General features: G+C 69.6%; 20 protein-coding genes. 12 read left to right on the forward strand and 8 right to left on the reverse strand.

Annotated features, from left to right (window positions below; all coding sequences use genetic code 11):
• Genes atpD through RHM57_RS03085 form a run of 4 tightly spaced genes read left to right on the forward strand, consistent with a single transcriptional unit; the run spans window position 1 to window position 3,549 of the window.
• Window positions 1-1,464 (forward strand): F0F1 ATP synthase subunit beta, encoded by a 1,464-nt coding sequence (atpD, locus tag RHM57_RS03070; RefSeq protein ID WP_134448164.1) that lies wholly within the window; start codon window positions 1-3, stop codon window positions 1,462-1,464.
• Between the two features lie 2 nt (window positions 1,465-1,466).
• Entirely contained in the window at window positions 1,467-1,733 is a 267-nt protein-coding gene (locus RHM57_RS03075) for a F0F1 ATP synthase subunit epsilon (RefSeq protein WP_134448166.1), read from the forward strand.
• Window positions 1,734-1,750: 17 nt separating this feature from the next.
• On the forward strand, window positions 1,751-2,521 hold the full coding sequence (locus tag RHM57_RS03080) for a peroxide stress protein YaaA (RefSeq protein WP_322136263.1): 771 nt from the start codon (window positions 1,751-1,753) through the stop codon (window positions 2,519-2,521).
• Window positions 2,522-2,553: 32 nt separating this feature from the next.
• A complete protein-coding gene (locus RHM57_RS03085) occupies window positions 2,554-3,549 on the forward strand; it encodes a malate dehydrogenase (protein ID WP_322136262.1) in 996 nt (331 codons plus the stop codon).
• A gap of 91 nt (window positions 3,550-3,640) precedes the next feature.
• Here RHM57_RS03085 and RHM57_RS03090 read toward each other — a convergent pair whose 3' ends face one another.
• From RHM57_RS03090 to RHM57_RS03105, 4 genes are all read right to left on the reverse strand, one after another.
• Window positions 3,641-4,216, reverse strand: a complete 576-nt coding sequence (locus tag RHM57_RS03090) for a DNA-3-methyladenine glycosylase I (RefSeq protein WP_322137345.1) — start codon at window positions 4,214-4,216, stop codon at window positions 3,641-3,643.
• A gap of 41 nt (window positions 4,217-4,257) precedes the next feature.
• Window positions 4,258-4,758 carry a methylated-DNA--[protein]-cysteine S-methyltransferase gene (locus RHM57_RS03095; protein WP_134561989.1) on the reverse strand — a complete coding sequence of 167 codons (501 nt, stop codon included), beginning with the start codon at window positions 4,756-4,758 and terminating at the stop codon, window positions 4,258-4,260.
• A 120-nt stretch (window positions 4,759-4,878) separates the two neighbouring features.
• Window positions 4,879-5,967, reverse strand: coding sequence for a medium chain dehydrogenase/reductase family protein (locus tag RHM57_RS03100; RefSeq protein ID WP_322136261.1), 1,089 nt, complete (start codon window positions 5,965-5,967; stop codon window positions 4,879-4,881).
• Between the two features lie 150 nt (window positions 5,968-6,117).
• Window positions 6,118-6,678, reverse strand: a complete 561-nt coding sequence (locus RHM57_RS03105; protein ID WP_134558693.1) for a TetR/AcrR family transcriptional regulator — start codon at window positions 6,676-6,678, stop codon at window positions 6,118-6,120.
• A 123-nt stretch (window positions 6,679-6,801) separates the two neighbouring features.
• Between RHM57_RS03105 and RHM57_RS03110 the strand changes: the two genes are divergently transcribed.
• The 5 genes from RHM57_RS03110 (at window position 6,802) to RHM57_RS03130 (ending at window position 12,032) form a co-directional block, all read left to right on the forward strand.
• Window positions 6,802-7,467, forward strand: a complete 666-nt coding sequence (locus RHM57_RS03110) for a TetR/AcrR family transcriptional regulator (RefSeq protein ID WP_322136260.1) — start codon at window positions 6,802-6,804, stop codon at window positions 7,465-7,467.
• Window positions 7,468-7,475: 8 nt separating this feature from the next.
• Window positions 7,476-9,209, forward strand: coding sequence for an ABC transporter ATP-binding protein (locus tag RHM57_RS03115; protein WP_134448180.1), 1,734 nt, complete (start codon window positions 7,476-7,478; stop codon window positions 9,207-9,209).
• A complete protein-coding gene (locus RHM57_RS03120) occupies window positions 9,206-11,194 on the forward strand; it encodes an ABC transporter ATP-binding protein (RefSeq protein ID WP_322136259.1) in 1,989 nt (662 codons plus the stop codon). The genes RHM57_RS03115 and RHM57_RS03120 overlap by 4 nt, the downstream gene beginning before the upstream one ends.
• Window positions 11,195-11,198: 4 nt before the next feature.
• Window positions 11,199-11,558 (forward strand): YidH family protein, encoded by a 360-nt coding sequence (locus tag RHM57_RS03125; RefSeq protein WP_134448184.1) that lies wholly within the window; start codon window positions 11,199-11,201, stop codon window positions 11,556-11,558.
• Between the two features lie 114 nt (window positions 11,559-11,672).
• A complete protein-coding gene (locus RHM57_RS03130; RefSeq protein WP_174774597.1) occupies window positions 11,673-12,032 on the forward strand; it encodes a DUF202 domain-containing protein in 360 nt (119 codons plus the stop codon).
• A gap of 30 nt (window positions 12,033-12,062) precedes the next feature.
• Here RHM57_RS03130 and RHM57_RS03135 read toward each other — a convergent pair whose 3' ends face one another.
• Both RHM57_RS03135 and RHM57_RS03140 read right to left on the reverse strand, forming a co-directional pair.
• Window positions 12,063-12,452 carry a TraR/DksA family transcriptional regulator gene (locus RHM57_RS03135; RefSeq protein WP_166787332.1) on the reverse strand — a complete coding sequence of 130 codons (390 nt, stop codon included), beginning with the start codon at window positions 12,450-12,452 and terminating at the stop codon, window positions 12,063-12,065.
• Between the two features lie 178 nt (window positions 12,453-12,630).
• Window positions 12,631-14,232 (reverse strand): molybdopterin-dependent oxidoreductase, encoded by a 1,602-nt coding sequence (locus RHM57_RS03140; protein WP_322140694.1) that lies wholly within the window; start codon window positions 14,230-14,232, stop codon window positions 12,631-12,633.
• Window positions 14,233-14,381: 149 nt separating this feature from the next.
• Here RHM57_RS03140 and RHM57_RS03145 point away from each other — a divergent pair, with 149 nt between their 5' ends.
• Both RHM57_RS03145 and RHM57_RS03150 read left to right on the forward strand, forming a co-directional pair.
• Window positions 14,382-16,880 carry a DEAD/DEAH box helicase gene (locus RHM57_RS03145; protein WP_322189585.1) on the forward strand — a complete coding sequence of 833 codons (2,499 nt, stop codon included), beginning with the start codon at window positions 14,382-14,384 and terminating at the stop codon, window positions 16,878-16,880.
• Window positions 16,881-16,968: 88 nt separating this feature from the next.
• Window positions 16,969-18,021 carry a Gfo/Idh/MocA family oxidoreductase gene (locus tag RHM57_RS03150; protein WP_322136254.1) on the forward strand — a complete coding sequence of 351 codons (1,053 nt, stop codon included), beginning with the start codon at window positions 16,969-16,971 and terminating at the stop codon, window positions 18,019-18,021.
• Between the two features lie 427 nt (window positions 18,022-18,448).
• Here RHM57_RS03150 and RHM57_RS03155 read toward each other — a convergent pair whose 3' ends face one another.
• Together RHM57_RS03155 and RHM57_RS03160 are read right to left on the reverse strand one after the other, a co-directional pair.
• On the reverse strand, window positions 18,449-18,970 hold the full coding sequence (locus RHM57_RS03155) for a LysM peptidoglycan-binding domain-containing protein (RefSeq protein ID WP_174775150.1): 522 nt from the start codon (window positions 18,968-18,970) through the stop codon (window positions 18,449-18,451).
• A 108-nt stretch (window positions 18,971-19,078) separates the two neighbouring features.
• A complete protein-coding gene (locus RHM57_RS03160; protein ID WP_322140695.1) occupies window positions 19,079-20,455 on the reverse strand; it encodes an L-serine ammonia-lyase in 1,377 nt (458 codons plus the stop codon).
• 206 nt (window positions 20,456-20,661) lie between these two features.
• On the opposite strand from RHM57_RS03160, the gene RHM57_RS03165 reads away from it, so the two are divergent.
• On the forward strand, window positions 20,662-21,846 hold the full coding sequence (locus RHM57_RS03165; RefSeq protein WP_322136252.1) for an FAD-dependent oxidoreductase: 1,185 nt from the start codon (window positions 20,662-20,664) through the stop codon (window positions 21,844-21,846).
• Window positions 21,847-22,011: the final 165 nt, after the last annotated feature.

Below are 22,011 nucleotides of genomic sequence, written 5' to 3' on the forward strand. Positions count from 1 at the left end.
ATGACTGACATCGCAACCGCGCCAGTCCACGCGCCGGCCCCGACCGTTGCCGTCGGCCGGATCGCCCGCGTCACGGGCCCGGTCGTCGACATCGAGTTCGCGCACGACTCGATCCCGGGCATGTACAACGCACTGAAGACCACCATCGTCATCGGTGACGTCTCCACTGAGATCACCCTCGAGGTCGCCCTGCACCTCGGAGACGACCTGATCCGAGCGATCGCGCTGAACCCGACCGACGGCCTCGTCCGCGGCCAGGAGGTCCGGGACACCGGAGCTCCCATCATGGTTCCGGTCGGCGAGGTCACCAAGGGCCGCGTCTTCAACGCCATCGGTGAGGTGCTCAACGCCGAGCCCGGCGAGAAGATCGAGATCACGGAGCGCTGGCCCATCCACCGCAAGCCGCCGCCCTTCGACCAGCTCGAGGCCAAGACCCAGCTGTTCGAGACCGGCATCAAGGTCATCGACCTGCTCACGCCGTACGTCCTCGGCGGCAAGATCGGCCTCTTCGGTGGAGCCGGCGTCGGCAAGACCGTCCTGATCCAGGAAATGATCCAGCGCGTCGCGCAGGACCACGGCGGTGTCTCGGTGTTCGCCGGAGTCGGCGAGCGCACCCGTGAGGGCAACGACCTCATCAAGGAAATGGAAGAGGCCGGAGTCTTCGACAAGACCGCCCTCGTGTTCGGCCAGATGGACGAGCCGCCGGGAACGCGTCTCCGCGTCGCCCTCTCCGCGCTGACCATGGCCGAGTACTTCCGCGACGTCGCCAAGCAGGACGTGTTGCTCTTCATCGACAACATCTTCCGCTTCACCCAGGCCGGCTCCGAGGTGTCGACCCTGCTGGGTCGCATGCCGAGCGCCGTGGGCTACCAGCCGACCCTGGCCGACGAGATGGGCATCCTCCAGGAGCGCATCACCTCGACCCGTGGCCACTCGATCACGTCGCTGCAGGCCATCTACGTGCCCGCTGACGACTACACCGACCCGGCACCGGCGACGACCTTCGCCCACCTCGACGCCACGACCGAGCTGTCCCGCGAGATCGCGTCGAAGGGCCTCTACCCGGCCGTCGACCCGCTCACCTCGACCAGCCGTATCCTCGACCCCCGTTACCTGGGCGTCGACCACTACAACACGGCCGTCCGCGTCAAGGCGATCCTCCAGAAGAACAAGGAACTCCAGGAGATCATCGCGATCCTCGGTGTTGACGAACTCTCCGAGGAAGACAAGGTCACCGTTTCGCGGGCCCGTCGCATCCAGCAGTTCCTCTCGCAGAACACCTACATGGCGAAGAAGTTCACCGGTGTCGAGGGCTCGACGGTTTCGCTCAAGGACACCATCGAATCCTTCACCGCGATCGCCAATGGTGACTTCGACCACGTCGCCGAGCAGGCATTCTTCAACGTCGGTGGCATCTCCGACGTCGAAGAGAAGTGGGCGAAAATCCAGAAGGAGAACGACTAGCCATGGCAGGAGCCCCGCTCACCGTCAGCGTCGTCTCTGCCGACCAGGAAGTCTGGTCCGGCGAGGCGACCATGGTCGTCGCGCGCACCGTCGAAGGCCAGATCGGCATCCTGCCTGGCCACGAGCCGTTGCTCGCCATCCTGGCGAGCGGCGAAGTGCGCCTGACCCTGCCCGGCGGCGAGAAGATCGTCGCGCAGGCGGAGGACGGCTTCCTGTCGGTCGCCAACAACCAGGTCACGATCGTCGCGCGCAAAGCGGGGCTCGTCTAGCCGTGTCGATCTAGCCCGTGCTGCTCCTGCTGCCGCCTTCCGAGACGAAACGCACAGGCGGTACCGGCGAACCGCTCGATCTGAACCATCTCAGGTACCCGTCGCTGAACGCTCAGCGGCGGGTACTCGTGCGTGAGCTGCGCTCACTCGCCCGGCACCCCGAAGCCATGATGGCCGCCCTCAAGCTCGGCCGCACCCAGTCCGGCGAGGTCGCCCACAACCGGGCGCTCACAACCGCCCCGACGATGGCGGCCCTCGACCGGTACACCGGGGTGCTCTACGACGCGCTCGACGCCCAGACCCTGACCCTCGCCGACCGCGACTGGGCCGCGGCCCACGTGCTGGTCCACTCGGCCCTGTTCGGTCCGATCGGCGCCCTCGATCCGATTCCGGCCTACCGGCTGTCGACGACGAGCCGGCTGCCCGGCCTCGTGCTGAAGCAGCACTGGGGCCCGCGCATCGCGGCACTGCTCGCCCAGGAGTCCGGCCTCGTGCTCGACCTCCGCTCCGCGGGTTACGTCGCCCTCGGTGCCGCACCGGCCCGGGTCGGCTCGGTCGTGCTCCGCGTCGTGACGGAGACCCCCGACGGGCAGGTGCGCGCCCTCAACCACTTCAACAAGACCGCGAAGGGCCGGTTCACCCGTGCCCTGATCCGGAGCGCCCCCGAGCTCGCGACTGTCGACGACTTGCTGGACTGGGCTCCCGGCGCCGGCTTCACCCTGCGTGCGGCGGGGCCCGCCTCGCTCGAGCTTCTGGAAGACGCGCCGCTCGCCAGGGCCCTCGCCTGACGAACCCCGGCACCCGGCCGTATGCTGGCAGCGTGTCCACTCCAACGATGAATGTCACCGTAACCGGCGCCGGCGGCCAGATCGGCTACGCGCTGCTCTTCCGGATCGCGTCCGGCCAGATGTTCGGCCCGACGACCCCGGTCAACCTCCGGCTCCTCGAAATCCCGGCCGGGCTCGCTGCCGCGGCGGGGACGGCCCTCGAACTCGAGGACTGCGCCTTCCCACTGTTGCGGGACGTGATGGTGACGGATGACCCCACGCGCGCCTTCGACGGGGTGAACGTCGCCCTCCTCGTGGGCTCCCGTCCGCGCGGCATCGGCGAGGAACGCGTTGCGCTACTCGAGGGGAACGGCCGCATCTTCGGGCCGCACGGCACCGCCATCAACGCGGGGGCGGCATCCGACGTTCGCGTGCTCGTCGTGGGGAATCCGGCCAACACGAACGCGCTCGTCGCCGCCGCGTTCGCACCGGACATTCCCGCCGAGCGCTTCACCGCGCTGACCCGGCTCGACCACAACCGCGGCGTCGCCCAGCTCGCGGTGCGGCTCGGGGTGCACGTCTCCGAGATCGACGGCCTCGCCATCTGGGGCAACCACTCGGCGACGCAGTATCCGGACGTCTTCCACGCGACGGCCGCTGGGCGACCGGTTCGCGAGCTCGTCGACGTGGACTGGCTCGCCGGAACCTTCATTCCGCGGGTCGAGAAGCGCGGCTACGAGATCATCACCGCGCGCGGCGCCTCCTCGGCGGGGTCGGCAGCCGAGGCGACGATCGACCACGTCTACGACTGGGTGCACGGCACCGGCGCGCGCTGGACATCCGCCGCAATCGTCTCCGACGGCTCATACGGGGTGCCGGAGGGCCTGGTCTGCTCCTTCCCGGTGCGGTCGGTCGACGGCCAGTGGCAGATCGTGCAGGGCCTCGAACTGAACGCCTTCTCCCGGACCCGGATCGACGCATCCGTTGCCGAACTCATCGAGGAACGCGACCACGTGCGCGCCCTCGGCCTTCTTCCCGCCGCCCGCTGACCGCCTCTTCGCTCTCGGCCAGGGTTACCTTTCCGGTCGAAAGTGCCAGATGCGTCGGTCACTCTCGACCGGAAAAGGAACTCTCGCTCGGTCAGGGGGCGCGGTGGCAGCCGGCGATGTGGTCGTCGACGAGGCCCGCGGACTGCATCAGCGCGTACATCGTCGTCGGGCCGACGAAACGGTAGCCGCGGGTGCGGAGATCCTTGCTGAGCGCCGTCGATTCCGGGGTGATCGCCGGGACGTCTCCGAGTTCCCGCGGCCGGATGGCGCGGGCGGGCGGAGCGAAGCTCCAGATCAGGTCGCTGAGACTCTCGCCGAGGTTCTGGGTGACCCTGGCATTGCCGATCGCGGCCTCGATCTTGCCGCGGTGCCGGATGATGGCGGCGTTGTCGAGGAGCCGTTCGACGTCGGCCGCGGTCATGGCCGCGACCCTGTCGACGTCGAAGCCGTGGAACGCCGCACGGAACGCCGGTCGACGACGAAGGATCGTGATCCAGGAGAGCCCGGCCTGGAACCCCTCGAGGCAGAGCTTCTCGAAGAGCCGCTCATCGTCGCGGAGGGGGCGACCCCACTCCTCGTCGTGGTACCGGCGGTACTCGGGGTCGCCGTTCGCCCACGCGCAGCGTACGACTCCGTCGTCACCGGTGCGGAGGGCGCTCGGGGGCACCGCCGGGAGTGCCGTCGCACCGCCCCTGGGTGCCGGGTCGGTCACGAACGGTACTCGATGCCCTCGTGGCCGAGCAACCACTCCTTGGTCGGGATGCCGCTGCCGCCGCTGTAGCCGGTGATGCGGCCGTTGCTCGCGAGCACGCGGTGGCAGCCGATCAGGATCGGCAGCGGGTTCGCGCCGACGGCCCCGCCGATCGCTCGCCCGGAGCCCGGCCGGTCGATGGAGAGGCCGAGTTCGCCGTAACTCGTGACCGTTCCGAAGTCGAGCTCGTCGAGGCGCGCCCAGACCGCACGCTGGAATGCGGTGCCGCCGGCGAGGTGCATCGGAACGTCGAAACGGGTGCGGGTGCCCGCGAAGTACTCGGTGAGCTGTTTCGCGGCTTCTTCGAGCACGGGGGAGGGGTGCTCCGGCTGGGTTTCGAGCGGCAGGTGCCCGTCGCGCTCGATGGCGAGCGTGAGGACGCCGACGTCGTCGCCGGTGAGTTCCAGCCGGCCGATGGGGCTGGGGAGACGGATCAAGGCGGTCGGGATGCTGTCCATGGTTCGACTGTAGTCGGCGTCCGCGCGCGCCTCTGGCGGGTTTCGGACCTGGGGAAATCCCGGCGCGAGCCGCGCCTGGTGGGGAGGCGCGGCATCCGTGCCCGGGCCGGAGGCCTCGGCTCAGGGGATCAGGATCACCTTGCCGAGGGCGCTGCGCGACTCCGCGAGCTGCATCGCGGCCGCGGCCTCGACGAGCGGGAACCGTGCGGCGATCTGCGGGGTGACGATGCCGCGCTCGACGAGGTCGAGGACCGCGGTGAGGTCCTCCCTGTGGTGCCTGCGATAGGCGGCCGGCGTGACCCGGTGCCCGGCCCAGAAGTCGTAGAACAGGGCGCGGTGGCCGCCCGGCAGGGTGTTCCAGAGGGTGAGCCGGGCGAGCAGCCCGATGAAGAGCGGCAGGAGGGACCCGGTGTCCTTGAGGGCCGAGGCGATGCCGTACGAGACCAGGGTGCCTCCGCGAGCAAGCAGGCTCTTCGAGATCCGGGCGCTCGCGAGGCCGAGGTGGTCGAAGGCGGCGTGGACACCGCTGGGGGCGAGCTCGCGGACGCGGGCGGCGAGGTCCGGGTCCGAGTAGTCGACCGGCTCGACCCCGAGGCCGCGGAGGGCCTCATGGTGCCGGGGAGCGGCCGTTCCTATCACCCGGATTCCCGCGTGGCGGGCGAGCTGCACGAGAATCGTGCCGACTCCGCCGCTCGCCCCGTGCACGAGGATGGTCTGGCCGCTCCCGACACGCGCCTTCCGGTGCAGCATCTGCCAGGCGGTGATCCCGTTGACGATGACAGACTCGATGATCGCCGGATCGAGCCCGGCTGGCACCGGCACGAGGTCGGCGGCGGGCACGAGCGCTTCGCTCGCCCAGCCGCCGGTCTTGGTCGCTGCGGCGACACGCCCGCCGATGAGAGCGGAATCGACGCCCGGGCCGACGGCCTCAACGACGCCGACGAGGTCGTAGCCGGGAACGAACGGGAACGCGGGCTGGCCGGGGTAGCGCCCGCGACGCATCGACTGTTCGGCGAACGAGATGCCGCTCGCCTCGACGCGCACCCGGGCCTGGCCGCGGGACGGTGCCGGCAGCATCCGTCGCCGGATCTGGAAGCCGTCCGGTTCGACCACGCCGGGCATCACGATCTCGGTGGTGAGCGTGGGGGAGGCGTTCGGTGTAGCGGTGGCCGTCGCGGGTGTCATTGCGGGCTGGATGTTGTTCGTCATGGTGTTCTCCTGGTGTTGGTGTTGGTGTTGGTGTTGGTGTCGTGTCGGAAACGGGAAGTGGGTGACTGATCACTCACTGATGGCGAGAATGAACGATGCGAGAGAGACGAATGCTGGGTCGGGCTGCGGCGCCCGATGAGGGGGAGCGCGTCAGGGGTGGCGGATGCCGGCCGTGAGCAGGCGCGCCCACTCGGACGGTATCTCGTCGAGTCCGGTGGTGACGATGAGGTGGCAGAGCTGGCCATAGGCGACGAAGCGCTGCACCGCTTCGTCCGATGCCCCCGAGCGTGAGCGGACCAGGGTCGTGATCGATTCGATGCCCCGCCGGAGCGCCGCACCGATCTCGGGAACGCTGGCGGCGGACTGCGCGTGCACCTGGAGCATCAGGAGCGACCTGTCGGCGATGAGGTCGGCGTATGCGCCGCCCATCGCGGAGAGGATGCCGTCGGGGCTCCGGTCGACGCCGGTGTCCGCCCCGCGGGAAAGGGCGGCCCCCGCACGATCGAAGCATTCGTCCAGTGCGGCGACGAAGAGCGCCTCCTTGTTCGGGAACAGTTTGGAGACGTAGGCGGGGGAGATCCTGGCGTGTTCGGCGATCGCCGCGATCGGCGTGCCGAGGTACCCGGTCCGCGCGAACACCTCGATCGCGCTGTCGATGACGATCGATCGGCGCGCTTCGGCGGTGGACAGGCGAACGGTGGGGGCTGGCATGTGAGTGACTGTACACTCACTCTCGGGGAGTGTGCAAGCAGTTTCCGGAAGCCGACGGCTGTTCACGAGAAATTCGCCGGGCATCCGCTTGTGAGTGAGCGCTCACTCATCTAAGCTGGGGGGATGTCAGCCAAGCCGCCCCGTGCCAAGCCGCTGCCGGTCGAGGACCGGAGGGCGATGCTCATCGAAGCGACCCTTCCGTTGCTGCTCGAGCACGGGAACGCCGTCACGACCCGGCAGATCGCCGACAGGGCCGGTATTGCGGAGGGCACCATTTTCCGGGCCTTCGACAGCAAGGACGACCTGATCGATGCCGTCGTCGCCCGGCAGGTCGACCCCGAACCGTTCCGGCGCCGGCTGCGCGGCATCGACACCACCCTGCCCCTCGAGCAACGCATCACCGCGATCGTCGCCCTGATGCGGGACCGGTTCACGACGGTGTTCAGCCTGATGTCCGTGATCGGCCACCGCGGCCCGCACCCCGGCGACGACTCTCGACGGGAATTCGTCGAGATCATCGCGCGGATCCTCGCGCCGGACCTCGACCGGCTCACGGTGTCCGCCGAGCGTGCGGCCCAGGTCATCCGGATGCTGACCCTGGCCGCGTCGGTCCCTCACGTCCGTAACGGGCCCGAGTTCGACGACGCCGAGATCGCCGCCCTGATCCTGCACGGGATCGACGGATCCCCCGCGCCCGGCCCGACGGCGCCCGGCTCACCACTCGTCGACGCCACCCTTCCGGCCCCCGCGCCGGCCACAGACTCCACCCTGATCCCCGCTTTGCCCTAGGAGAACCGATGCTCTGGAAATTACTCGTGAAGTACTTACGGCCATACTGGCGGCTGTTGACGGCGGTGGTGGTGTTCCAGCTCGCGCAGTCGATCGCTTCGCTGTACCTGCCGACGCTCAACGCCGACATCATCGACCAGGGCGTCGCCACCGGTGACACCGGCTACATCCTCCGCACCGGCGGGCTGATGCTGCTGATCACCCTGGCGCAGATCATCTGTTCGATCATCGCCGTCTACTTCGGCGCGAAGTCGGCTATGGCCCTGGGCCGCGACCTGCGCGGCGCGGTCTTCACCCGGGTCGGTGAGTTCTCCGAGCAGGAGGTGACCAGGTTCGGCGCCGCGTCGCTGATCACCCGCTCCACGAACGACGTGCAGCAGGTGCAGATGCTCGTGCTGATGACCTCGACCCTGATGGTTTCGGCCCCGATCCTTTCCATCGGCGGCGTGATCATGGCCATTCGCCAGGACGTGCAGCTGTCCTGGCTGATCGCCGTGAGCGTTCCGGTCCTCCTCATCGCCGTCGGGCTCATCATCGTGCGGATGATTCCCCTGTTCCGCACGATGCAGGTCAAGATCGACACCGTCAACCGGGTCCTCCGGGAACAGCTCACCGGCATACGGGTCATTCGCGCCTTCGTGCGCGAGGACCGGGAGACGGCCCGCTTCGCGGTCGCCAACGAGGACGTCACCGACGTTGCACTTCGCGCCGGCCGCCTGATGGCGCTGATGTTCCCGATCGTGATGCTCGTGCTGAACGTGTCGAGCGTCGCCGTGATCTGGTTCGGCGCCTTCCGGATCCAGGACGGCTCGATGCAGGTCGGTACCCTGATCGCGTTCCTCAGCTACCTGATGCAGATCCTGATGGCCGTCATGATGGCGACCTTCATGGCCGTGATGATCCCGAGGGCGACCGTCTCCGCCGACCGCATCGGCGAGGTGCTCGCCACCCCGTCGAGCGTGCGCCCGCCGCAGAACCCGGTCAACGCCACCGTCGGCCACGGCGAGCTCGAACTGCTCGACGTGGGCTTCGAATACCCCGGCGCCGCGCAGCCCGTGCTCAGCAACGTGAGCTTCCTCGCCCGTTCCGGCGAGACGACCGCGATCATCGGCAGCACCGGCTCCGGAAAGACCACCCTGATCAACCTGATCCCACGGCTCTTCGACGCGACGAGCGGCACCGTGCTCGTCGACGGCGTCGGTGTGCGCGAGCTCAACCCCGACCTGCTCTGGGGTCACATCGGCCTCGTGCCGCAGAAGCCCTACCTGTTCTCCGGCACCGTGCGCAGCAACCTGCTCTACGGCAAGCCCGACGCGACCGAAGCCGAACTGTGGCAGGCGCTCACGATCGCGCAGGCGAAGGACTTCGTCGAGGAGATGCCAGAAGGCCTCGACGCGCCCATCTCCCAGGGCGGCACCAACGTCTCCGGCGGGCAGCGGCAACGGCTCGCGATCGCGCGGGCCCTGGTCAAACGGCCGGAGATCTACATCTTCGACGACTCCTTCTCCGCGCTCGACCTCGCAACGGATGCCCGGCTCCGGGCGGCGCTCAAGGTCGGCACCGACGGGGCCACGATGATCATCGTCGCCCAGCGGGTATCGACGATCATCGACGCCGACCAGATCCTCGTTCTCGAAGACGGCCGGATCGTCGGACGGGGCACCCACGAGGAGCTCCTCGACACCAACACGACCTACCAGGAAATCGTGTCTTCACAGCTCACAGCGGAGGAAGCAGCATGAGCGAGTCAACCGAACGCCCAGCGGCGGCAGCACCGGCCCGCGGGCCAGGCGGACGCGGTCCCGGCGGCGGCCACGGCCCGATGGGCGGAATGAGCATGCCCGTGGAGAAGGCCATGAACTTCGGCCCCTCCGCCAAGCGCCTGATGGGCAAGCTCCGGCCGGAACGGCTCTGGCTCCTGGTCGTCGTCGTGCTCGCCGTGATCAGCGTCACCTTCTCCGTGATCGGCCCGCGCCTCCTCGGCCAGGGCACCAACCTGATCTTCGCGGGCATCGTCTCGAAGGCGCTCCCGGCCGGGGTCACCCAGGACCAGGTCATCGCGGGCCTCCGCGCCTCCGGCGACACCGGCAAGGCCGACCTGTTGAGCGGCATGACCCTGACCCCGGGCCTCGGCATCGACTTCGCCGCGCTCTCCACTGTTCTGCTCTGGGCGATGATCCTCTACGTGCTGTCCTCGGCGTTCAGCTGGATCCAGGCCTACGTGCTCAACGGCGTCGTACAGCGCACGGTGTTCCGCCTCCGCGCGGAGATCGAAGCGAAGATCAACCGGCTTCCGCTCAAGTACTTCGACACCGTTCAGCGCGGCGAGCTGCTCAGCCGCGTGACCAACGACGTCGACAACGTTTCGCAGAGCCTGCAGCAGTCGATGAGCCAGATCGTCACGTCTTTGCTGACCGTGGTCGGCGTCATCGTGATGATGTTCCTGCTCTCGCCGCTCCTGGCCCTGATCGCCCTCGTCACGATCCCGCTCACCCTCGTGACGACGATGCTGATCGCGAAGCGCTCGCAGAAGCTCTTCGTCGGCCAGTGGACCAACACCGGCGAGCTCAACGGCCAGATCGAGGAGACCTTCACCGGCCACGCCCTCGTCAAGGTGTTCGGACGCCAGAAGGAGGTCGAGGAGCGCTTCGCGGCCAAGAACGAGGAACTCAACGTCGCGAGCTTCGGCGCCCAGTTCATCAGCGGCCTGATCATGCCAGCGATGACGTTCATCGGCAACCTCGTCTACGTCGGCATCGCCGTCGTCGGCGGGCTGCAGGTCGCCTCCGGCGCCATGCAGCTCGGTGACGTGCAGGCCTTCATCCAGTACTCGCGCCAGTTCACCCAGCCGCTCGCGCAGCTCGGGTCGATGGCCAACCTGCTGCAGTCCGGCGTCGCATCCGCTGAGCGCGTCTTCAGCCTGCTCGACGCCGAAGAGCAGAGCGCAGACCCCGAGCCCGCTGAGAGCCCGACGGACAACCACGGCCGGCTCACCTTCGAGGACGTGTCGTTCAGCTACTCGGCAGACCAGCCGCTCATCGAGCACATCAACCTCGTCGCGGAACCGGGCCAGACGGTCGCGATCGTCGGTCCGACCGGGGCGGGCAAGACGACCCTGGTCAACCTGATGATGCGCTTCTACGAGCTGGACTCCGGCCGGATCACCCTCGACGGCATCGACATCGCGAAGATGACCAGGGACGACCTGCGCGGCAGGATGGGCATGGTCCTGCAGGACACCTGGCTGTTCGGCGGCACGATCCGGGAGAACATCGCCTACGGCCGTCCGGACGCTTCGGAGGAGGACATCCAGGCCGCCGCGCGCGCCACCTACGTCGACCGGTTCGTGCACTCGCTGCCGGACGGCTACGACACGGTGCTCGACGACGAGGGCGGCAACGTCAGCGCCGGTGAGAAGCAGTTGCTGACGATCGCACGGGCGTTCCTCGCGAAGCCGAGCGTGCTGATCCTCGACGAGGCGACGAGCTCCGTCGACACCCGCACCGAGGTGCTCGTGCAGAAGGCGATGAGCGCGCTCCGCGCCGACCGCACGAGCTTCGTGATCGCGCACCGGCTCTCCACGATCCGCGACGCCGACCTCATCCTCGTGATGGAGTCCGGCCGGATCGTCGAGCTCGGCACGCACGAGGAACTGCTGCTCGCCGGGGGCGCGTACTTCGCCCTCTACAACTCCCAGTTCGCCGCTCCCGTCACCGACGAGGTCTAGGCAGATGCCCGAAGGACGGTTTCCCCGGTCGGTCTACGGACACGGCCGGGAACCGGACCCCCGGTTCAGCCTCGCCAACGAGCGCACCTTCCTCGCCTGGATCCGCACCTCGCTCGCCCTCCTCGCGGTCGGCGTCGCCCTCGAGGTGCTCGAGCTGCCGATCCGGGGGGACTTCCGGGTCGCCTCGGCCGTCGTCTTCCTGGTGCTCGGGCTGCTGGCTCCCGTGCACGCGTGGCTGAACTGGAGCCGGATCGAACGCGCCCTCCGCGAGGACCGGCCACTGCCGGCCCCAGCGCTGTCCGGTGTTCTCGCCGTCGGAATCGTCGTGGGCGGGCTGCTGATCTTCGCGGGCTTGTTTCTGTGAAGCGATGCAGCCCCGTGAAGCGGCGCAGTCCTGTGAAGGGGCGCAGCCCTCTGACGGGGCGCAGTCTCGTGAACAGCGGTCAGTTCCGGTGAGCGGATGCCGGCGGGCGGGGTCGTGACGGAGGTACCGGAGGGCGCCGAGCATCCGTTCGATCCCGGACTGCAACCCGAACGGACCCTGCTGGCGTGGCAGCGCACGGTGCTCGCGCTCGCCGTCGCCGTGGCGGCCGGGGTGCGGTTCGCGGCACCGCTCGTGGGGGTCGTGGCCGTGTTCTTCGGCGCGGCCGGCCTCGCGCTCGCCCTTGCCGCGTACATCGGCGTGCGCTACCGCTACCGGCGAGTGCACGCCGAGTTGCGGGACTCCGCAACGCTCGCCTCCCGTGGTGCGTGGCCGTTCGCGGCGCTCGCCGCCGCGACCTGTGCGCTCGGCCTGCTCGCCGTGCTGTGCGTCGTGGGACGGGTCGTCACGGCGTGACGAACGCCGGGGGTTTCTTCGCCGGTGCTGTTATCGCGCGCCGGCCTCGATCTCGCGGGCGCAGTCGATGCAGAGTTCCGCGGCAGGACGGGCCTCGAGCCGTTCGCGGCTGATCAGCTCACCGCGGCGCACGCACAGGCCATAGGTGCCCTCGTGGATCCTGGCGAGCGCACGGTCGATCGCTGCGGACTTCGCGACGAGTTCACTGTGCACGCCCGACATCCGGGACCACTCCATCGTGAGCGTCGGGCCGTCGGGGTCGTGCTCGTCGTCGTCGGTTCCGCTGTTGCGGGCGTCGAGCACCCCGGAGAGGGTCTCGTCCATGCGGCCCTTGGCCAGGAAGGCGTCGTGGCGTTCTTCGAGGAGAAGACGCTCGAAGCGACGGAGTTCTGCGGCGGTGAAGTTGGCGTGGGTGCGCATGGTTGGTCCTTTCGCGCTGAGGCCACCCGTGGAACGGGCAGCCAGAATGTTCTGACGAGAATACGCCCGGCATTCCGGGCTGTCTCGGGGCTTGCGCATTGGTGCACAACGTGCTCGAACCGGCGCCGGGGGAGGGCGGATGGAGTGGCTGATGGAGTGGCGGGGGGAACCGCGACCCCTATGCGATCGTGACGCTGACCTCGTCGAGACCCGTCGCACCGTCGGGGATGACGTCTTGCCTGATATCCGTCTGGACGAGGCCGGCGGCATCCGTCGCCCGGACCCGAAGGGTGTGTGCACCGGCCGTCGCAGGCCAGGACCAGGTCCACTGGCGCCAGGTGTCGGCCGAGATCGCCGTGGCGAGGGTCGCCTCGGCCCAGGCGCCGCCGTCGACCTGCACTTCCACCCTGCGGATGCCGGTGTGCTGGGCCCACGCGACACCCGCGACGGTCACGGTGCCCGCTCCGGCCCTGGCGCCCGAGCGCGGCACGTCGATCCGGGAGGACACCTTGACCGGGCCCCGCTCGGACCAGCCGCGGTCCGTCCAGTACGCGGTGTGCTGGTCGAACCGGGTGACGTTGAGTTCGACGACCCATTTCGTGGCCGAGACGTAGCCGTAGAGGCCGGGCACGACCATCCGCACCGGGTAGCCGTGTTCGAGCGGGAGCGGGACGCCGTTCATGCCGACCGCGAGGATCGCGTTGCGGCCCGTGTCGGTGAGGACCTCGAGCGGGGTGCTCGCGGTCCAGCCGTCCTGGCTGCGGGAGAGCACCATGTCGGCGCCCGCGGTCGGCACGGCACGGGAGAGCAGGTTCCTGATCGGGTATCCGAGCCACGTCGCGTTGCCGATCAGGTCGCCGCCGACCGGGTTCGAAACGCACATCAGCGTTGTCGTGCTCTCTTCGAGGGGCAGGGCGAGCAGGTCGGCGAAGCTCAGTTCGACCTCGTTCTCGACCATTCCGGTGACCTTGAGCCTCCACGTGCTCGGGTCGATCCTGGGCACCTGGAGTGCGGTGTCGATCCGGTAGAAGTCCGCATTGGCGGTGATGAGCGGCGAGATGCCGTCAACGGAGACGGATGCCGCTGGCGGGATCGCGGGCGCCGTGACGGACGGCGCTGGCAGGGTGAAGAGCGCGCGGGCGGCATCCGCTGCCCGGGTGCCGGCGGACACGACCTGGCCGATCACGAGGGCGACCGCGCCGACGGCAGCACTCGCGCCCGTGTATGCGAGGAAGCGGCGACGGTCGACGTCAGCGCCGCCCGGTGCGGTGTGCGCGGGCGCGGGAGCCGTCTCGGCGCGGAGCCGGGTGATCAGCACGGTCAGGAGCACGGCCGCGACGACCATGGCGACGACGGAGGGAAGGGCGTCGAGGGTCGAAGCGCTCGACCTGCTGAGCACCGCGAACACGGCGAGTCCGCCCGCCGCGACCGTGAGCACGCGCCCGACCGGCGGGCGCAGGAGTTCGAGCACCCCGGCGGCCGCGGCGAGCACCGCTGCGCCGAGGGCGAGGGTCACGATCAGCACGGCCTTGTCGTTCGTGCCGAAGAGGGAGATGACGAGTTCCTTGACCCAGCCGGGCACGAGGTCGATCACGAGGGCGCCGACGGCGAGGACCGGACTGCCGGCCGGCGCGAGCAGCGCAGCGGCCAGTTCGGCGGCGCCGAGACCGGCGAGGGCGGCCGCGATCCCGGCGAGGGCCGCGAGCACGGTGGGCCTGCGGGTCCACGTCCGGCGCGCGCGGGAACCAGGGGAGGGCGTGCGCGCGTCGGGGCCGGTCATCCGTTCAGCCTAAGGCGGCCGCACCGGGGCGCGCCCGCGCATTCCTTACGATTCGCTGGTGTTTTCGCCAGAGTCTCCAGCCGTCGCTTGCCCGTCCTCCGCCCCCTCCGCAGGCAACGGCCAGCGCGATAGGGCAGGATCGAAGGATCATGGCAACTCTGAGCGCCCTCCCGTCCGTCACCGATCCCGACGCCCTGTTCGCGGCATTCGAAGAGTGGGCGACGGACCAGGGCCTCTCGCTGTACCCCGCCCAGGAGGAGGCGCTCATCGAGATCGTCTCGGGGGCGAACCTGATCCTGAGCACGCCGACCGGAACCGGGAAGTCCCTCGTCGCGGTCGGAGCGCACTTCGCCGCGCTCTCCGCGGGCAAGCGCAGTTTCTACACCGCGCCGATCAAGGCGCTCGTGAGCGAGAAGTTCTTCTCCCTCGTCGAGATCTTCGGCGCGGAGAACGTCGGGATGATGACGGGGGACTCCTCGGTCAACTCGGACGCCCCGATCATCTGCTGCACGGCCGAGATCCTCGCGAACCTCGCCCTCCGCAGCGGCGAGGACACCCAGGTCGACCAGGTCGTCATGGACGAATTCCACTTCTACGGCGACCCCGACCGCGGCTGGGCCTGGCAGGTGCCGCTCCTCCTGCTGCCCCGGGTGCAGTTCATCCTGATGAGCGCGACCCTCGGGGACGTGACCGAGATCGCCGACGACCTCGCCCGCCGCACCGGCCGGCCGGTCGCGGTCGTCACGGGCGTCGAACGCCCGGTCCCGCTCAACTACTACTACGAGACCACGCCGGTGCACGAGACGGTCGAGGACCTGCTCAAGACCGGCCAGGCGCCCGTCTACATCGTGCACTTCTCCCAGGCCGCCGCCCTCGAACGCGCGCAGGCGCTCTCGAGCGTCAAGGTCGCCACCAAGGAGCAGAAGGAGGCGATCGCTGAGCTGATCGGCGAGTTCCGCTTCACGACGAGCTTCGGCAAGACCCTCTCTCGGCTGATCCGGATGGGCATCGGCGTGCACCACGCCGGCATGCTGCCGAAGTACCGCCGACTCGTCGAGCAGCTCGCCCAGCGCGGCCTGCTCCGGGTGATCTGCGGCACCGACACCCTCGGAGTCGGCATCAACGTGCCGATCCGCACGGTGCTCTTCACCGCCCTGACAAAGTACGACGGCGTCAAGATGCGCCAGCTCAACGCCCGCGAGTTCCACCAGATCGCCGGGCGCGCCGGCCGGGCCGGGTACGACACCGCGGGAACCGTCGTGATCCAGGCCCCCGACCACGAGACCGAGAACCTCAAGGCGATCGAGAAGGCCGGGGACGACCCCAAGAAGAAGCGCAAGATCATCCGCAAGAAGGCGCCGGAGGGCTTCGTGTCCTGGGGCGAGCCCTCGTTCCAGCGCCTCGTCAGCGCAGAGCCGGAGACTCTGCACTCGAGCATGCAGATGACCGCGGCGATGCTGATCAACGTGATCGGCCGCGGCGGCGACGCCTTCGCGCACGTCTACGAGCTCGTGTTCGACAACCACGAGCCGTGGAAGCGCCAGCTCGGGCACGCCCGCCGTGCCCTCGGCATCTACAAGACGCTGCGCGCGGCCGGGATCGTCGAGCAGAGCGCGAGCGGGGACATCCGCCTGACCGTCGACCTGCAGCCGAACTTCGCTCTCAACCAGCCGCTCTCGCCGTTCGCGCTCGCCGCGTTCGACCTGCTCGACCCGGAGTCGCCGACCTACGCGCTCGACATGATGTCGATCGTCGAGGCGACCCTCGACGACCCGCGCCCGGTGCTGATGGGCCAGCAGTTCGCCGCCCGCGGCGAAGCTGTCAACGCGATGAAGCGCGAGGGCATCGAATACGACGAGCGGATGGCGCTGCTCGAGGAGATCACCTGGCCGAAGCCCCTCGAGGAGCTGCTGACCTACACCTTCACGACCTACAAGGAGTCGCAGCCCTGGATCGCGGACTTCGAGCTCAGCCCCAAGACGGTCGTGCGCGACATGTACGAACGGGCGATGTCGTTCGGTGAGTTCATCGCGTTCTACAAGCTCGCTCGCTCAGAGGGCGTCGTGCTGCGCTACCTGTCCGACGCCTACCGGGCCGCCCGGCAGACCATCCCGGACGAGGCCAAGACCGAGGACCTGCTCGACCTGATCGAGTGGCTCGGCGAACTCGTGCGCCAGGTCGACTCGAGCCTCCTCGACGAGTGGGAGGAGCTCATCCACCCCGACCTCGAAGCGCACGAGCAGGGCGCCGTCTCCGTGCTGCCGCCGCCCCCGCGCCGGCTCACCACGAACGTGCGCGCCTTCCGGATCCTCGTGCGCAACGAGCTGTTCCGGCGCGTTCAGCTCGCGGCGCTCGAGAACTACGACGCGCTCGGCGAGCTCGACCGCGAGCACGGCTTCACGGCGGATGCCTGGGGAGACGCCATGGACGGATACTTCGCCGAACACGACGAGGTCCTCACCGGCGCCAACGCGCGCGGGTCCGGCATGCTGATCCTCGACGAGGGCGCAACGGAGTGGACCGTGCGGCAGATCCTCGACGACCCGGCGGGCGATCACGACTGGGGGATCAGCGCGACGATCGATCTCGCCGAATCGGACGACCTCGGCGCCGCGCACGTCCGGGTCACGGCGGTCAATCGGCTCTAAGGTCGGCCCGTGCCTGGTGCAGACCGTACCTGGTGCTTGGAGCGCGGTGGCGGCGGGCGGCGGGTGCCCCGCGGAGTAGCGTGGAAGCATGAGTGCAGCCGACAACATCGCCCGTCCGATCCGATCCGCCGTGATCGGCTTCGGCCTCTCCGGGAGGGTGTTCCACAGCCCGTTCCTCGCCGCGAACCCAGAATTCTCCCTCGACGCGATCGTCACGGGCGACCCCGTGCGGCGCCAGCAGGCTGCAGAGACCTATCCGGGTGTGCGCCTGATGCACACCGTCGACGAGCTCCTCGCCGCAGCGGACGACCTCGACCTCGTCGTGATCGGCTCCCCGCCGGGCAGTCACGTCGCACTCGCCCATGCCGCGCTCGACGCGGGCCTCGCCGTCGTTATCGACAAGCCGTTCGCTCCCACGAGCATCGCAGGCCAGGGGCTCATCGAGAAGGCCAAACGCCTCGGCCTGCTGCTCACCGTGTTCCAGAACCGGCGCTGGGACGGTGACTTCCTGACCCTGAAGGCGCTCATCGCAGAGGGCGCCCTCGGCGAGGTGCGGCACTTCGAGTCGCGGTTCGAGTTCTGGCGCCCGACACCGTCGGCCAAGGCCTGGAAGGCGAGCGCCGGCATCCGTGAGGGCGGCGGGATTCTCTTCGACCTCGGCGCGCACCTCATCGACCAGGCCCTGCAGCTCTTCGGGCCGGTCGACGACATCTACGCAGAGATCGCGACCCGCGTGCCCGGCGGGAACGCCGACGACGACACCTTCGTGTCGCTGCACCACGGTTCCGGGGTGCGATCGCACCTGTGGATGAACGGGACCGCCGCCCAGGTCGGGCCGCGTTTCCACGTGCTCGGCTCTGAATCGGGGTACACGAAGTGGGGCCTCGACGGCCAGGAGGCCACCCTCGCCGCCGGTGCTCTTCCGACGGATGCCGGTTTCGGTATCGAGCACGAGTCGGCCTGGGGCATGCTCGGGCTCGACGGCGCCCAGCACGCGGTGCCCACCGAACCCGGCGACTACGCGGCCTTCTACCGGGGACTCGCCGACGCGCTGCTGCGCGGTGCGCCTGCTCCCGTCGACCCGGAGGACTCGCTGCGCGTGGTCGGGATCATCGAGCGGATCTTCCGCCAGACCCGCTAGCGGCATCCGCTCGCCGGGCGGTCGAACGTCGACGTCGAGCGCTGGTGTTGCGCCGCTCCGCGCGTGGTCGACCACCCGCGCACCGGCGGAACACCCGCGCTCGGTGCGGTGGATGCCCGCTTAAAGTAAGCGACCGGCCCCGGCCGGACCGGGCAACCGTGTGCTCGCCCGCGCATCACGTTCTTCCGGTCCGACCGATGCCGGTCGGCTTCAGCGCCCCAACACGTTGGGACTGGTTGTACTCTCGTTCACCGAGATGAACGAGCAGTGTGGATTGACTGAACGAGAGGTGCCGTTTCCCGGCCTCCCGGCGACCGGGTATCGGCGCCGGTTCCACCCTGCCGGACGAAGCTGCCGGGAAGGCGCGTGCGGGCTGTGGAGCGATCCGCGGGGAATCTGATGCGCGTGCGCCGGGAATGGCGTGTGACTAGCGCTTCGTGGTCCAGTCGAGGTTGATGACGTCGTTGATGTAGATGTCCTCGCCGAGGCCGGGCACCGACGGATTCATCCGGAGGAGCTGTTGCACGGGCACGTCGAAGCGCTGCGCGATCGCGAAGAAGTCGTCGCCCTCGACGACCGTGTAGGTCTGGAGTGCGCCGGCGCCGTTTGACGCGGCGGATCCCTCGGCGCCCGCTGTCGCTCCCAGATCGGTCGCAGGCCCCTCCGGAATCGGCGCGACGGGGATTGCAGCGGCGTTCGGGGTTGTCGTGGGTGCCGATCCCTTCGGCGGGTTGGGGATGAGCGGCACCTCCACGGGCGTCGGGGTGGGCGTGGGCGTCGGCGTCGGCGTGGGAGTCGGTGTCTGGGTGACGACGACGGTGGCCGTGACGACCGCAGGCGCCGGAGCCGCCGCGCACCCGGACAGGCCGAGAACGAGGATCCCGGAGACCAGGATCGCGGTGGATGGGCCCGCGGCCCGGAATGAGTGCTGGGACGACCGAATACGCATGAGACCCCCGGAATGCCGTGAACGTGATGAATGCGGCGCGACAGGGGAACGAAAGGGCTGCGCCCGACATCCGTATCGCGTGTGCCTGCCCAGTTTAGGCTGGTCGGGTCAACATTCGATCACGTTGACGGCGAGACCGCCCTCGCTCGTTTCCTTGTACTTCGTCATCATGTCGAGGCCGGTCTGGCGCATGGTCTCGATGACGGTGTCGAGGGAGACGAGGTGGGTGCCGTCGCCGTGCAGGGCGAGGCGGGCAGCGGAGACCGCCGTCGACGACGCGATCGCGTTGCGCTCGATGCACGGCACCTGCACGAGGCCTCCGACGGGGTCGCAGGTGAGACCGAGGTGGTGCTCCATCGCGATCTCGGCGGCGTTCTCGACCTGGCGCGGGGTGCCGCCGAGCACCGCGCAGAGCGCGCCGGAGGCCATCGCGCACGCTGATCCGACCTCGGCCTGGCAGCCGCCTTCCGCGCCGGATATGGAGGCGTTGGCCTTCACGAGGGATCCGATCGCGGCCGCCGTGAGCAGGTAGCGGCGGATGCCCTCGGCGTTCGCCCCAGGGACGAACCGCAGGTAGTAGTGCCCGACGGCCGGGATGATTCCCGCCGCACCGTTGGTCGGTGCCGTGACGACGCGGCCTCCGGAGGCGTTCTCCTCGTTGACCGCGAGGGCGAAGGCGTGCAGCCACTCGGTCGAGGTGTCTCGCTCGCGCAGGGGCAGCAGCTCATATTCCTCGAGCTGCATGCGAATGGCGGCGGCACGGCGCTTGACCTTGAGGCCCCCGGGAAGGGTGCCGGCCGTGGCCAATCCGGCCTCGACGCAGACGTGCATCGCGTCCCAGATCGCGTCGAGCCCGGCGTCGAGGGCTTCGGCCCCGTGGATGGACTCCTCGTTCTCGCGGGCGATCGCGGCGATATCGACCCCGCGGGCATCGCAGAGTGCGAGCAGCTCGGCGCTCGAGTCGTAGTCCATCGGCCGGGGAGAGGTCGTCGGCGGAACCATGGGGTCGCCCTCGCGCCGGATGAAGCCGCCTCCGATCGAGTACCAGGTCTCCTCGAACAGGGGGAGGGCATCCGTCGCCGACCACGCTTGCAGGGTGAGCGCGTTGGGGTGGCCGGGCAGCCTGGTGCGCGCTTCGAAGCGGATGTCGCCGCGCTCGACCGCGATCGCGTGGCGGCCGTCGAGGAGCAGCGTTGCGCCCTCGTCCAGGTCGGCCCACGATCCGTGGACGGCGGCAGGGTCGCAGGTCTCCGGGTGCAAGCCGGTGAGACCGGCGAGGACGGCGTCGGGGGTGCCGTGGCCGAGGCCCGTCGAGCCGAGCGAACCGTAGAGCGAGCAGCTCACCCGGGTGACCTCGCCGAGCCGGCCGCTTTCGGTGAGGTGGGCGGCGAAGGCGCGGGCGGCCCGCATCGGGCCGACCGTGTGGGAGCTGGAGGGGCCGATCCCGATGGAGAACAGATCGAGGGCCGAGACATACGCGGACATCCGTCCATCGTATGCGCGTCGGCCGCCCGCGTCCGGGGGCGCGCGGTCGCCCTGTCCGGGTGTCGGCTCGCCCGGCCGGTGCTGAGGTGTCGCAGATCGACGTTCCCTGGGCCGGGGAACGTCGATCTGCGACACCTCAGCCGGTCTGTGACGCCGCGCAACTCGCGGGCTGGGCCGGTGCCCGCGCAGGCTGGCAGGATGGGCGCATGAGCCTCGGATCAGTTGTGCACACCGCCCCCGTCGAGCGCGTCGGCACCGTCGTCATCGGCGGCGGTGCCATGGGATCGGCGACGGCGTGGCAGCTCGCGCGGCGCGGACGGCCCGTGCTCCTCCTCGAGCGCTTCGAGCCGGGCCACAAGAACGGCGCCTCGCACGGCGCATCGCGCAACTTCAACACCGCGTACGCCGATCCCACCTACGTCGGCATGCTCGCGGAGGCCGTGCCGCTCTGGCGCGAGCTCGAGGCCGAGTCGGGGGCCGCGGTCTTCGACCAGGTCGGCGTGGTCAACCATGGGCCGAACCCGGCGTTCGACGCCGTCGCGGATGCGCTCCGCTCAGCGGGGCTCGGAGCCGAGTTCCTCACTCCGGAGGCGGCGGGGGAGCGTTGGCCGGGCATCCGCTTCGACGGCCGGGTGCTGCACAACCCCGACGCCGGGCGCATCAACGCGGATGCTGCGGTGGCGGCACTGCAGGCGGCCGCGGCCGCAGCAGGGGCCGAGGTTCGGAACGGTGTGCGGGTGCTGCGGGTCGACGTGCTCGGGGACGACCGGGTGCGCGTGACGACGGAGACCGGCGTCATCGAAGCGCGACACGTCGTCGTCACGGTCGGCGCGTGGACCTCCGGCCTGCTCACCGGGGTGCTCGCGGTGCCGCGGCTTCGGGTGACCCAGGAGCAGCCGGCGCACTTCGCCCAGCGCGACGCGGCGGCCCAGGACTGGCCCGGCTTCAACCACGCCCGCGACACCACGGACCCGCGGTACGGCTACTGGTACTCCCCGGTCTACGGCATGCGCACCCCGGGAGAGGGGATCAAGGCCGGCTGGCACGGTGTCGGTCCGGTCACCGATCCGGACCGACGCAGCTTCCTGCCCGAGCCCGTGCAGCTCGCGGCCCTGCAGCGCTACGTGCGCGAGTGGTTGCCGGGTGCCGATGCCGACGTCCTCGAGCCGGTCAGCTGCACATACACGACCACGGCAGACGAGGACTTCGTGCTCGACAGGGTCGGACCGGTCACGGTCGGCGCGGGCTTCAGCGGGCACGGGTTCAAGTTCACGCCGACGGTCGGGCGGATCCTCGCGGACCTGGCCACGTATGCCGCGGCCGCGCCGCCCCGCTTCGCCCTGTCCCGGACACCCAACGCTGGCCCCGGCGGCTGGCTCGCCCGCGGCTGATCCGCGCGGCGCCACGTGCGCCGCTGCCCGACCAGCCCGCGCGGCACCCGCGCTCGCGGCACCCGCGCTCGCAGCACCCGCGAGAGTACACTTTTGGCCCTTAAACTTGCGGTTTAAGGGCCAAAAGTGTACTCTCGCGGGACCCGAAGCGTGCGACACGTGGTA

The sequence above is a fragment of the Cryobacterium sp. 10S3 genome, from assembly GCF_034344045.1.
GTDB classification, from domain to species: Bacteria; Actinomycetota; Actinomycetes; order Actinomycetales; family Microbacteriaceae; genus Cryobacterium; species Cryobacterium glucosi.